Raw genomic sequence first — 12,688 nt, 5'->3', positions numbered from 1 at the left:
CCGCTCGCCCACCGCGCTCGTCCACGGGCCGACCATAATCCGCGCGGAGCCTCGGCGTCTCGGGGAGGGCGGAGCCGGCCGGACCGGGTCGCCGCCTCGGCGCAGGACGGCCCGGGGCATGGGACCGGCCCGGGAGGTCAGCTCCGTCCGCGGAAGGGCCAGCCGAAGCGCCGCCGCCGGGCGGCCGGGGCGGCCTCCTCCATCCGCGCCACGGTGACCTCGGGACCCAGCTGGTCGATGGTGCCCGACTCGACCGCGGCGAACGCCCGCAGGACGCTCCCCTCGATCACGAAGGGCACCGGGCCCGCCACGTCGATCACGACGGCGGCCGCGTTCTCGTGCACCGCCGCCTGGCAGACCTGGAGGGTGGTGGCCTGGATCGGCCGGGCGTCGGGGCGCCAGAGCTTCAGCGACTCCGTCCCGGTGAAGGCGAGCACCGCCTCGCGCCCGTCGGCGCCGATGAGCTTCGGCAGGGCCATCTCGCTCTCCTTCTCCTGCCGCAGCCCGTGCTCGCCGACCTCCGACTCGGTCAGCAGGGCCACCACCGGGACGAGCAGCCGGGCTCCGCCCAGCGCGGATATCACCTCGCCGGCGTCCGCCGTACCGGCGGACAGGGCCGCGAGAGCGGACGCCACGGAGGCGTCGGCGCTTCCGTCGTCGTCGGGGACCAGGGGCTGGGGAATGCTCGGCACGGATCCGGAGCCTACCCGGGGCGGGCAGGGAGGAGGGAACGCCGGGACCGGGGTCCCGGGAAAGCCGGGACAACAGCCCCATGACCGCGGGCCGGTGGGCGGGCCACGATCGATCCGTCAGGAAATGCGATGGAAGGAGCGGGTCATGCCGGAGACGATCGAGCGTGGTCGGCAGGCCGGGGAGTCACGGACGGCGCGTACGGTCCGCTACGCGGTCGAGCTGCTGTTCTTCGCCGCGACCCTCGGGATCGTCTACACGCTGTGGGGCTGACCTGTCCGGCACGGGGCGCGCGGCCGTACGGGGGGGCACGGCCGCGCGGGGCGGGTCAGCCGAGGTCGGCGATGGCGGCGACCGGACCGCCGCCGCTGGGGCCCTGGTGGACCGCCGCGACCGAGACGAAGACGGCCGGGTCGCCGGTGACGCTGGCCGCGACGCCGCCGACGGTGGCCTTGATCTGACGGTGCCAGTGCACGTCGGAGTCGTCGAGCATGATGTTGCGGCGTCCCCGGACGCTGCCCGACGGGTCGGCCTCGCACTTCATGAAGACGTTGACCAGCCTGCCGCCCAGGTCCGTCGGGTGGGGCCGGTCGGGCAGGTCGATGCCGCTTCCGCGGATCGCCTCCCAGATGCCGTCGGCGTCCAGCGCGTCCTTCATGACCGAGTGACCGATCCGGTAGCGGCCGCCGATGCCGCGCACGTTGCCGACGACCACGATCTGCGCCCGGTCCAGCTCGACGCCCGAGGAGCAGGACGCGACGGAGGAGTACAGCGACAGGTCGCGGTGGATCTGCTCGGCCGCGGGCATCTCGATCTCGCCGAGCGCGACCGCGACGCCGAGCGCGGTGGTGGAGTTGGAGATGTCCATGGACGGGCCGGTGTCCTCGATGACGACGTCCTTGCCCCGGGACTTGGCGTCGTTGATCGTGGCCAGGGTCAGCAGGGGCGTCTTGGTCTGGACGTAGTGGACGTCGGCGGGGTCGTCGATCCCGGCGATCTTCATGGCCTCGCGCACCCCGGCGGCGACCTTCTCCACCATGGCGGGGCGGCCGATGTCCTCGGGCAGGATCACCTCGCTCATCGCGATGCCGACGCTGACGCGCGGCTCGTCACTCGGCTCCGCGTCCGCCGTGGTGGCGAAGATCGTCGCGTGCGGGCTCAGCACGCCGTCGGTGCCGCCGGACCACACCAGCGGGACGCTCTCGGGGGACGGATGGCCCTTGGCGGCGAGCACCTCGCGGAAGGCACGGTCGGCCAGGATCCGGGTGTAGTCGTTCACCCCGCCGTTGCCCTCGGTCTTGCCGATGACCGCCAGCACCCGGTGAGCCTCGATCACCCCGTCGTCGATGAGCCTGGCCAGCCCGGAGGCGTCGGTCACGCTCTCGATGGCCACCTTGCGCACTTCAATCGGTTCCGGCATTGCTGTCACCTTTCGATAGGTCGTGTCGACAGGTCATGGCGTCGTTTCACTCTTTCCGCACCACGGTGCCGGTCTGCCCGCCGACCGCCGCCCCGATGCCTTCGAGAGAAGTGATCACCGCCCGGCCGCCGCCCTCGACGAAGCGGAGCGCGGCCTCGACCTTCGGTCCCATGCTCCCTCCCGCGAAGTGCCCGGCCGCGTGCAACACGCGCAGCTCCGCCGCGGTGACGGGGCCGAGGGGCCGGGCGCGGGCCGTGCCGAACCCGACGACGGCCCCGGGCACGTCGGTGGCGATCACCAGGACCGTGGCGCCCACGGCGCGCGCCAGCACCGCGGCGGCCAGATCCTTGTCGATCACGGCCTCGACCCCGGTGAGCCGCCCGGCGGCGTCGCGGACCACCGGCACTCCCCCGCCGCCCGCCGCGACGACGGTGAATCCGGCGGCCGCCAGCGCGGCCACCGCGGGCGCGTCGAGGATCTCCAGCGGTTCCGGGGAGGCCACCACGCGGCGCCAGCCCCGGTCGAAGCGGCGCCAGGTCTGGCCGAACCTCTCCAGGCGCCGGGCCTCCGCCTCGGTGAAGTAGCGGCCGATCGGCTTGACCGGGTCGAGGAAGGCCGGGTCGCCGGGGTCGACGAGCGTCCGGGTCACCACGGCGGCGGCCCGGCCGTCGAGGGCGTTCAGCACCAACGTGCCGATCGTGGCCTGGGTCTGCGCGCCGCACCAGTCGAGCGGCACGGGGGGCACGACGTCGGCCGCGAGCTGGTTCTTCAGGATCAGGTTGCCGACCTGGGGGCCGTTGCCGTGGGTGAGGGTCACCTGGTGGCCGGCCGCGATCAGGGCGGTGACGTGACGCATCGCCCCCTCCACCGCCCGGCGCTGGTCGTCGGGCGAGGCGCTCCCGTCGGGAGCGGTCATCGCGTTGCCGCCGAGCGCGATCAGTACTCGTTCGCCCACACGGGCGACGCTAACGGCCTGCCCGGCCCGCCTCATGGGCACTCTTTGCCCAAGGCGGGGCCGTTCTTCGACAGAACTCCACGGTTAGCGGGCCAGGCCAGCCTGTGATCTAGGACACATCCGAAGATCCGACGAATTGGACAAATAGCTATTTATGAGAACGAGCCTGGATATTTCACGGCACAGAATCTCATTCAGTTAACGCGGTGTTTCATCACCCCTCACCCGCCACCTCGCACGGAACTGATAAGTTTGTTTACAGTTGGTTCCACAGACGGAAGTCATCCGTCCCGCGCAGCTGGGAAATCGGGGTCCTACGCATGCACGCACTACTGGAAAAACCTTCTGACGAGGCCGTGCGCCACCTTCCGCGGCCACCCTCGGACGGCGAGCTGAAACTCTATTTCGGCCCGCAAAGGCGTTGGGTATTACTCTGCACACCTCTTTCCCTGACATTAACCACGGGCACCGTTCTCCTTTTCTCGATGCGCCACCCAGCGCTGTGGCCGTTTTTCGCCGCGCTGGCGCTCAACCTGGCGGGCTGGGCGATGTCGTTCGTCGACGGCCAGCGCCAGCGCCTCACCACCTGGGAGTCGCACGACCTGCTGGTCCGGTCCTGGCGGCCGGCGGGGACGCCCGCCGTGGACGTGTTCCTGCCGACCCGCGGCGAGCCGCTGCCGATCCTGGACAACACCTTCCGCCACCTGTCCGCCCTGCGGTGGAACGGTCCGATCACCGTCTGGGTGCTCGACGACGCCGCGCGCGCCGAGGTGGCGGACCTGGCGGAGCGGTACGGCTTCCGCTACAGCTCCCGGGCCGACCGGGGGCACCTGAAGAAGGCGGGCAACCTCAACCACGGCCTGTCGATCAGCTCCGGCGACCTCGTCGCGGTCTTCGACGCCGACTTCTGCCCGCGCCCGGACTTCCTGGCCCACCTGGTCCCCTACCTGGAGGACCCGGAGATCGCCGTGGCCCAGTCTCCCCAGTATTTCGACACCGCACCGGACATGCCCTGGCTGCAGCGGACCGCCGGAGCGGCGCAGGAGATGTTCTACCGGTGGCTGCAGCCCTCCAGGGACGCCGACGGCGGCGCGATCTGCGTGGGCACGAACGTGGTCTACCGCCGGTCCACGCTGGAGGAGATCGGCGGCTTCCCCAGGATCGACCACAGCGAGGACATCCACACCAGCGTCGAGCTGATGCGGCGCGGCTACCGCACCAAGTACGTGCCGGTGCTGCTGGCCAAGGGGCTGTCCCCGGACAACGTCGCCTCCTACGTCGCCCAGCAGTACCGGTGGGCGATGGGCTGCATGAGCCTGCTGTTCGACCGCGACTTCCACCGCACGCCGATGCCCTGGCGGGTGCGGCTGTCCTACTACAGCGGCTTCCTGAGCTACTTCGTCTCGGCCGTCAACATCGCGGCGGTCCCGCTGCCCGGCCTCGTCATGCTCGCCTTCTACCCCGAGGACGTCCGGGCCTGGCACATGATCCCCTTCGTGGCGCCGCTCTGGGTGGCGCTGGTGCTGCTGCCGGCGGTCTCGGTGAGCCGCTGGCGCTTCGAGGTGGTCCGGGCGCAGACCCTCTACTCCTACTGCCACCTGCTCTCCATCGTGCACGCGGTGCGCGACCGGGCGGCGGCCTGGGTGCCGAGCGGGGCCGCCGCGGGCAGGAGCAGGCTGGTCTCCTCGATCAGCCGGACGGCTCTGGCCTGGCTGACCGTCACGACCGCCGCCACCTGGGCCGGCATCGCCCTGCGCGCCCCCGTCCACGGCTGGGACGACTACTGGGCGCTGACCCTCTTCGCCTGCGGCACCACCTACATCACCCTCCCCCTCATCCGCGACCTGTGGAGGACCCTCCGTTGAACCACCGGTTCCGCTGGCCCGAGGCCCTGGCGATCACCGCCCTGCTCCTGCTGGGCGTCCTGCTCGCCTCCGGCTCCGCCGCACTCCCGCCGCTTCTCCCCGCCTCCTAAGGAGCGACCGCCTTGACCCCGCGGTATCACCTCGGCTTCCGGCCCGACATCGAAGGGCTGCGGGCGGTGGCCGTCCTGGCCGTGCTGGCCTTCCACGCCACCGTCCCCGGCCTGGCCGGGGGGTTCGCCGGGGTGGACGTGTTCTTCGTCGTCTCCGGCTTCCTGATCACCGGCCTGCTGCTGCGCGACATCGCCGCCGGCGGGCGCTTCTCCCTGGCCGAGTTCTACGCCCGGCGGGCCCGGCGCCTGCTGCCGGCCGCCGGGACCGTGCTGCTCGCCACGGTGCTGGGAGCCTGGCTGCTGCTGCCGCCCCTGCGCGGCGGCGACATCGCCGGTGACGCGGTCGCCGCCGCCCTGTCGATCGCCAACTGGCGCGCCGTCGCCGCCCAGACCGACTACCTGGCCGCCGCGCGCGACCCCAGCCCCCTGCTGCACTACTGGTCGCTGGCCGTCGAGGAGCAGTTCTACCTCCTGTGGGCGCCGCTGCTGCTGGTGACGGCCCTGGCCGCCCGCCGCCTCGGCCGCGGCGCCGTCCCCGCCATCGCGGTCATCATCGTGACGCTGACCTGCGCCTCCTTCGGCCTGTCCCTGCGCTGGACGGCTCTCAGCGAGCCCCTGGCCTACCTCGCCTCGCCCTCGCGGGCATGGCAGTTCGGCGCCGGGGCCCTCGCCGCCCTGCTCATGCCGTACGGCTCCCGCCTGCGTCCCCCGCGCGGCGCGGTCCAGGACGGCCCGGACGCCGGCCGCGGGGCCGGACGGCGCCCCCGCCCGGCCGCCGGGGCGGTCTCGGCCGCGCTCGGCCTGGCCGGAGCCGCGGCGATCGCCTGGTCGGTCGCGGTGTTCGACTCGACGACCCGCTATCCCGGGACGGCCGCCCTGGCCCCCACGCTCGGCACGGTCGCCGTCATCCTGTTCCGCTCACCGGTCTCGGCCCTGCTGGCGCTGGCCCCCGTCCGGGCGGTCGGACGGCTGTCCTACACCTGGTACCTGTGGCACTGGCCGGTCCTCGTCCTCGCCGAGGCCGCGCTCGGCACCCAGCCCTGGCCGGTACGGCTGGCGCTGGTGCTGGCCTCGGCCGTCCCGGCGGCGCTGACCATGAGGCTGGTGGAGAACCCGCTGCGCACGTCGGAGGTGGTGACCGCGCTGCCCAGGCGCGGCCTGGCCCTGGGCAGCACCGCCGTGACGGTCCCCGTCGCCGCCGCGCTGCTGCTCAACGGCGGGGCCGTGCAGGGCGTGGCCACCACCCGGGTCACCGTGGCCGACGCCCCCGCCACGGCGCTCCAGCCGCCGCCCGCCCAGGCCCGGACCGACTTCCCCCGGTCGAAGGGGTGCGAGGTCGCGCTGACCGCGACGACCAGCCCGGCCTGCCTGTTCGGCGACCCGGCCGCGAAGGACAGGATCGTCCTCGTCGGCGACTCCCACGCCGGTCAGTGGTTCGCCGCCGCCGAGCGCGTCGCCGTGCGCCGGGGCTGGGCCCTTGAGGTCCTGACCAAGCCCGGCTGCCCGCTGCCCAGGCTCACGGTGGTCGACCCCCGCCTGGGCCGGGAGTACCACGAGTGCGACACCTGGCGCGAGTACGCGCTGAAGCGGCTCGCCGCCGGCCCCCCGCCCCGGCTGGTCCTGGTCGCCTCCCTCAACGCCTACGCGACCGACCGGGCCGCGCTGACCCGCGCCTGGGACTCCACCCTCGACCGGCTGACCCGGCTCGGCGCCCCGCTGGTCTACCTGCGCGACACCCCGCTGCCCGGTAAGGACGTGCCCGCCTGCCTTTCGGGCGGGCCGGCCGGCGACTGCGCCTTCCCCCGCGACCGCGGCCTCCGTCCCGACCCGCTGGCCGAGCAGATCACCGCGGGCGAACGCCCCGGTGTCCGCCTGCTGGACGTGACCCCCCTGCTCTGCCCGGCCACCGCCGCGACCTGTCCCGCCGCACTGGACGGCATCGTGCTCTACCGCGACGACGTGCACATCACCGACACCCTCGCGACGCGGCTCGCCCCCCGGATCGAACAGGACCTGGAGGGCCTCGACCTGATCCCCACCGTCCTGTGAGGACCGCCGCGCGGTCCCCCTCATGACCGCCCTCCTGGCCGGGTGCTCGGGGCCCGGCCGGGAGGGCCTGAACCGGAAGTTGTCGCGGGCTGCCAACTCCGCAGGTGGAACCGGCGCGGCCAGGTCATAGACCGCGAGCGGGTGACGGGGAAAGGCTCTTGTTCCGCGTCCTTTCCGGAGGAGTGATCGAGTGGGTCGGCTCCGTCTTGGCCACATCGTCGTGATCGTCCTGTGTGCCGCGGCCGGGCTCGCGGTCCTCACCTTCGCGGCCGGCACGCTGGTGAACCGGGAGACGGCACCTCCGGCGCCGGAGGTGGACCTGGTCGCCGAGGCCAGGAGAATGGCCTCCGACGGGCTGAAGGACGCCAACGACTTCGACTGCCGGCCCCGCGAGGGCTCGCCGTACCCGGTGATCCTGGTCCACGGCGCCAAGAGCACCGGGGCGGTGACCTGGCCGGTGGCGGCGCCGTACCTGAGCAAGCAGGGCTACTGCGTCTTCGCGCTCGACTACGGGTGGAGCAACTCGGTCGAGGTCTCCGCCCGGGCGCTGGGGATCTTCGTCGAGGGGGTGCTCCAGGCCACCGGGGCGGAGAAGGCGGCGATCGTCGGGCACAGCCTGGGCGGGATCGTGCCCCGGGCCTACATGCGGCTGGAGGGCGGGGCGCCCAGGGTGTCGGAGCTGATCACGATGGGCGCCCCGCACCACGAGCTGACCGGGGAGCTGCGCGAGAGCTGCGGGTGGGAGACGGTCTGCGACGAGCTCCGCACCGACTCGCCGCTGATGGAGCGGCTCAACGCCCCCTCCATGGTCGAAGCCGGGGTCGGCTACACCGCCCTCGGCCTGAAGGCCGAGCAGGAGGCGGCCTCGACCTTCATCGACGGGCCCCGGGAGCAGGTCACCAACCGGATGCTCCAGGACGACTGTCCGCTCAAGGGTCTCGTCGAGGGAGCGCTCGGACACAACCTGGAGACGCTGGACCCCGTGATGCTCTCCTACGTCAACAAGGCGCTGGAGTCTCCCGGACCGCTGCCCAAGGGCTACCGGCCCGACTGCTTCGCCCTCATCCTCTGAGCACCCGGAGAACGAACGGTCGCTCTCCGGGTGGCCGTTCTTTGCCGATTCGTCTCGGAGGGGTGGATCCGCCTGAAACTGTGAGCCGAACGGAGCCGGCTCGTCGAATCGTCGGCAACGGCCTTGAGGCCTGACCTGCGAGGCGTAGCATCCGGCACATGGAACTCCTGGAACGGGAGGACGCACTCGCCGTGTTGGCGGAGTGCCGCCGGGAACACGGCCGGGTCGCGTTGGTCTCCGGTGAGGCGGGGATCGGCAAGACAGCTCTGGTCACGGCTTTCGCCGCGCAGGTCGACGGTGGAGTGCTGTGGGGCGGATGCGACGCGCTGCGTACGCCGCGCCCGCTCGGACCGTTACGTGACATCGCGCGGGCGGCGGGTGGTGAGCTGGCCAGGGCGATGGCCGCCGAGTCGGTCCGGTACGACCGCTACGGCGCGTTCCTCGACGTGCTGGCCGCGGGACGGACCGTTGTGATCGAGGACGCGCACTGGGCCGACGAGGCCACCCTTGATCTGCTGGCTTTCGCCGGACGCCGGGTCGGGGGCACGGCAGGTCTGCTGATCATCACTTACCGCGATGACGAGCTGGGTTCCCACCATCCGCTCCTCGGCGTGCTCGGCCGGCTCGCCGGGGAACGGTCCACCCGCCGGATCCCGCTGCGACCGCTGTCGGCCGCCGCGGTCGCCCACCTCGCCGAGCCGTACGGCATGGACCCGCGTGAGGTTCACGCGCGGACCGCCGGCAATCCGTTCTTCGTCACGGAGGTGCTCGGCGAGCCCGGACCGGTGGTCCCCGTGACCGTACGGGACGCGGTGCTGGCCCGCGCGGCCAGACTCGACGCGGACGCCCGGGCAGTTCTCGACGCGGTCGCCGTGATTCCCGATCACGCGGAACTCTCCTTGTTCGACGGGTTCGGTGGAGGAGATGCGCGGACGGCCATCGACGCGTGTGTGCGCGCCGGGATGCTCGTCGGCGAAGGGACCGGCGTCCGCTTCCGGCACGAGCTGGCCAGACTCTCCATCGAGCAGACCATCGCGCCGGCCAGGCGGGGCACGCTGCACGCGGTGGTCCTGGCGTGGCTCGCGGCCAGGCCGGGGTCCGATCCGGCACGGCTCGCCTATCACGCGGAGGAGGCGGGGAACGGCCCGGCCGTGCTGGTGCACGCCCCGGCAGCGGCGGAGCGCGCGGCGGCGGCCGGAGCGCACCGGCAGGCCGCCGATCACTACACCCAGGCCTTGCGCTTCGTCCTGGATCCTCCCTCCGGTCAATCGGCCGGGCTCTCCCTCCGCGAACGGGCCGAACTGCTCGAACGGCACGCCGACGCGTGCGCGAGAGTGGACAGGGACACCGCGGCGATAGAGTCGTCCGGCGTGGCGCTGGAGCTGTGGCAGCGGATCGGCGACACCGACCGGCAGGCGGCGCTGCTCGCCCGACGCTCGCACTACCTGTGGATCTCAGGCCGGACCCATGCCGCCAACGACTCGGTCCGTACCGCGCTGGCGATGATCGACCCGGACCGGCCAGGGCCCGCGCTGGCGGCCGCGTCCACCTGGTCGGCGGCCCTGCTCATGCTCGCGCGGGACATTCCGGGCGCCATCGAAGTCGGCACCCAGGCCATCGCGCTCGCCGAGCAGGTGGGTGACACGACGCTGCTCGCTCGGGCGCTCAACACGGTCGGCTCCGCCCAGTGGTTCGCCGACCCCGAGCAGGCCGAGCCCGCCCTGCTGCGGAGTCTGGAGGTGGCCCGCCGTGCCGGGGACGACGCCGCGGCCGGGGGGGCGATGGCGAACCTCGGCGCGGGAGCGGGCGAGATCCGCCACTATGACCTGGCCGAGTGCTGGCTGCGTGAATGTATCGCGTGGTGCGAGCAGCGCGGTCTGGACCGCGACCATCGGTACGCGACCGCGTGGCTGGGCCGCGTGCTCTTCGAACGTGGCCGGTGGACCCAGGCGGCCGATCTGCTGACCGCGTCACCGCCGGGCCGGATGGCCGGCAGCAGGATCGTCACGCTGACCGTCCTCGGCCGGATCCGCGTACGGAGAGGCGAGCCCGACGGCGCCGCGGCCCTGGAGGAGGCGTGGGAACTGGCCGTGCCGACCATGGACCTGCAGCGCCTGTGGCCGGTCGCCGCGGGGCGGGCCGAGGCCGCGTACCTGATCGGCCGCACCGCCGACATCCCTGCGCTCGTGGCCGAGACCTACGGCCACGCCGTACGGCTCGGGCACCGTTGGGCCGCCGGTGAGCTGGGCTACTGGCTCCACCACGCCGGCATGGACACCGCCGGCGGCGATTCGCCGTACGCACTGGAGACGACAGGCGACTGGCGCGGCGCCGAACGCGCGTGGGAGCAGCTGGGCTGCCCCTACGAGGCGGCGGTCGCGCGCGCCGCGAGCCCGGATGCGGCCGATCTGGTGTCGGCGCTCGACCGGCTGCAACGGCTCGGGGCGCGGCCGATGGCCGAACTGATCGCCCAGCGGTTGCGTGCGCTCGGGGTGGACAGGAGACCGCGGCGGGCGACTTTCGCGCATCCGGCGGGACTGACATCGCGCGAGCTCGACGTGCTCGCCCTCCTGCGCGAGGGGCTGCGTAACGCCGACATCGCGGCCAGGCTGCACATCGCGGACAAGACCGTGGACCACCACGTGTCGGCGATCCTGGCCAAGCTCGGCGTCCGGAACAGGCAGGAAGCGGCCCGTTGGAAAGATGGGGAAGCCCCGCGGCAAAGCTAAGGGCCCGCTCCCGATGCCCGCGCCTTGCCGTCGATCGCAGACTCATCAGTGAAAGAAGCGCGTGACACGCGCGACGGGACGTGACCCGCGGCTCGGGGCCGCACGGCCCAGGGCGGCCGGGCGCGCCGTCGCGGTCCGTTCCCTTCCGACGCACATCGCGTCACACCGTGTCACGCCCTTCCGGCTGAGGCGCCGCCGTCCGATGGCGGCGCCCGGATCACGAGGAGACCCCCCATGTCCACCGGCAACCCCGAATCCCGCAACCGCACCCGTCGCCTCCTGCGCGTGCTGGGCGCCGTCATGGTGCCCGCCGTCGCGATCGTCGCGCTGGCGGTGCCCGCCTCGGCCGATCAGCAGTGCAGGAGCTTCAGCTCAGGCGTCGTGTGCCTGACCATCAATCGGCTCAGCGACGGGCAGTACGCCGTCGACCTCGGTATCGACGTCCACATGAGCCGGCAGGACGCCCAGGCGATCATCGACGCCCCCGGCGACCCGTTCACGGCCAAGGTGGTCGGAGCCGACACGTTTTTCGACAACGACCTCTTCGGCGTCCCCATGGTCGGGATAGGCGCCACGGACGAGTCGGGGCTCAGCGCCGACTTCCACCGTGTCGTCCTCCCGTCCAGTCTCAACGAGGACGACTCCCCCGGCGACCGCGTCGACGAGGTGTTCGGCCGGATCAGGTTCGTCGACCCCCGCACCAACCTGGGCCGCACCTTCGACACCCCTGAGATCCACGCCCTCTTCTAGGGCGTGTGTCGAGGTCCGCTGTGGCGCGGGGGTCGGCCTGACGGCACAGAGCCGGTCAGGGATCGACGAAGAGCGAGGTCTCCGGTAGGTGGTTGGTCGACCAAGACGGACCTGCCTACCGGAGACCTCGTGGCCGTCCTGGCGGTGACGAGGCGGTCCGACCTGACCGATGCGTAGAGGGCGGTGCTGGAACCGCTGCCGCCGACACTCAAGCGGTCAGGGGGTTGGGGCGGAGCCCCGATCGAACACAGCCCGAGCACGGGCCGCGCGGAGCGCGGAGATCCGGCGAGGTCCATGCACGGGCCGTGCTCAGTGGTCTAGGCGCTCATCCGCCGCGCGATCTCGGCGACCACCCGTGCCCGGTGCGGCTGCAGGTAGAAGTGGCCGCCGGGGAAGACCGTCAGGGAGAAGTCCGAGACCGTGTGCGCCTCCCAGGACTTGGCCTGGGCGGCGGTGACCACCGGGTCGGCGTCGCCGACGAGGGCGGAGATCGGGGTGCGCAGCGGGGGGCCCGGACGGTGGTGGTAGTTCTCCAGCAGCCGGTAGTCACCCCGGATGTAGGGGAAGATGAGCTCCCGCATCGCGGGATGGGAGAGGATCTCCAGATCGGTGCCGCCGAGCCGGGTCAGCTCGGCCAGGAGCCGCTCGTCGTCGTAGGCCGAGACCTGGCCTCTCCTCCTGGCCTCGTGCGGGGCCGTGGCCCCCGACACGAACAGCCTCGCCGGGCCGGTCCCCCGCGCCTCCAGCACCCGCGTGACCTCATAGGCGGTCACCGCGCCCATGCTGTGCCCGAACAGCGCGAAACGCCGGTCCAGCAGCGGGGGCATCGCCTCGGCGACCGCGCCGGCCAGCGCCTCCATGCGCTCCGGCAGCGGCTCGGTGTAGCGGTCGGCCCGGCCGGGCAACTGCACGCCGTACACCTCGACCGACTCGGGCAGCAGCGTGGACCAGTCCCGGTAGGCCGTGGCCGACCCGCCCGCGTGCGCGAAACAGATCAGCCTCGTGGTCGCTCTCGGGCGGGGATGGAAACAGCGCAGCCAGCTCACGC

Annotated in this window: 10 protein-coding genes; 6 read left to right on the top strand and 4 right to left on the bottom strand. The window is 72.6% G+C overall.

All coding sequences use genetic code 11. The features are described from left to right. Positions 1 to 137 precede the first annotated feature (137 nt). Positions 138 to 692 carry an SseB family protein gene (locus J2S55_RS30175; RefSeq protein WP_306867929.1) on the bottom strand — a complete coding sequence of 185 codons (555 nt, stop codon included), beginning with the start codon at positions 690 to 692 and terminating at the stop codon, positions 138 to 140. A gap of 145 nt (positions 693 to 837) precedes the next feature. Between J2S55_RS30175 and J2S55_RS30170 the strand changes: the two genes are divergently transcribed. Further along, positions 838 to 963: a hypothetical protein gene (locus tag J2S55_RS30170; protein WP_306867927.1), complete on the top strand. Its 126-nt coding sequence runs from the start codon at positions 838 to 840 to the stop codon at positions 961 to 963. 55 nt (positions 964 to 1,018) lie between these two features. On the opposite strand, the gene bar is transcribed toward J2S55_RS30170, so the two are convergent. Both bar and J2S55_RS30160 read right to left on the bottom strand, forming a co-directional pair. Next, positions 1,019 to 2,110, bottom strand: a complete 1,092-nt coding sequence (gene bar / locus J2S55_RS30165; RefSeq protein WP_306867924.1) for a barbiturase — start codon at positions 2,108 to 2,110, stop codon at positions 1,019 to 1,021. A gap of 46 nt (positions 2,111 to 2,156) precedes the next feature. After that, on the bottom strand, positions 2,157 to 3,065 hold the full coding sequence (locus J2S55_RS30160) for a carbamate kinase (RefSeq protein ID WP_306867922.1): 909 nt from the start codon (positions 3,063 to 3,065) through the stop codon (positions 2,157 to 2,159). Positions 3,066 to 3,550: 485 nt separating this feature from the next. Between J2S55_RS30160 and J2S55_RS30155 the strand changes: the two genes are divergently transcribed. The 5 genes from J2S55_RS30155 to J2S55_RS30135 all read left to right on the top strand — a co-directional run bounded on the left by J2S55_RS30155 (position 3,551) and on the right by J2S55_RS30135 (position 11,640). Beyond that, positions 3,551 to 4,930 carry a glycosyltransferase family 2 protein gene (locus J2S55_RS30155; RefSeq protein ID WP_306867920.1) on the top strand — a complete coding sequence of 460 codons (1,380 nt, stop codon included), beginning with the start codon at positions 3,551 to 3,553 and terminating at the stop codon, positions 4,928 to 4,930. Between the two features lie 122 nt (positions 4,931 to 5,052). Next, positions 5,053 to 7,089, top strand: a complete 2,037-nt coding sequence (locus J2S55_RS30150) for an acyltransferase family protein (RefSeq protein ID WP_306867919.1) — start codon at positions 5,053 to 5,055, stop codon at positions 7,087 to 7,089. A 190-nt stretch (positions 7,090 to 7,279) separates the two neighbouring features. Beyond that, entirely contained in the window at positions 7,280 to 8,161 is an 882-nt protein-coding gene (locus J2S55_RS30145) for an esterase/lipase family protein (RefSeq protein ID WP_306867917.1), read from the top strand. A gap of 158 nt (positions 8,162 to 8,319) precedes the next feature. Beyond that, the gene (locus J2S55_RS30140; RefSeq protein ID WP_306867916.1) at positions 8,320 to 10,890 is read left to right on the top strand and encodes an ATP-binding protein; all 2,571 of its coding nucleotides are present in this window, start codon (positions 8,320 to 8,322) and stop codon (positions 10,888 to 10,890) included. 234 nt (positions 10,891 to 11,124) lie between these two features. Further along, positions 11,125 to 11,640 (top strand): hypothetical protein, encoded by a 516-nt coding sequence (locus tag J2S55_RS30135; protein ID WP_306867914.1) that lies wholly within the window; start codon positions 11,125 to 11,127, stop codon positions 11,638 to 11,640. A 317-nt stretch (positions 11,641 to 11,957) separates the two neighbouring features. Here J2S55_RS30135 and J2S55_RS30130 read toward each other — a convergent pair whose 3' ends face one another. After that, positions 11,958 to 12,686, bottom strand: coding sequence for a thioesterase II family protein (locus tag J2S55_RS30130; protein WP_306867912.1), 729 nt, complete (start codon positions 12,684 to 12,686; stop codon positions 11,958 to 11,960). Between the last annotated feature and the right edge of the window lie 2 nt (positions 12,687 to 12,688).

The sequence above is a fragment of the Streptosporangium brasiliense genome (assembly GCF_030811595.1).
In the GTDB taxonomy this organism is placed as follows: Bacteria; Actinomycetota; Actinomycetes; order Streptosporangiales; family Streptosporangiaceae; genus Streptosporangium; species Streptosporangium brasiliense.
The sequence above is the reverse complement of the archived record's forward strand: the minus strand, read 5'-3'. Positions and strand labels throughout refer to the sequence as shown.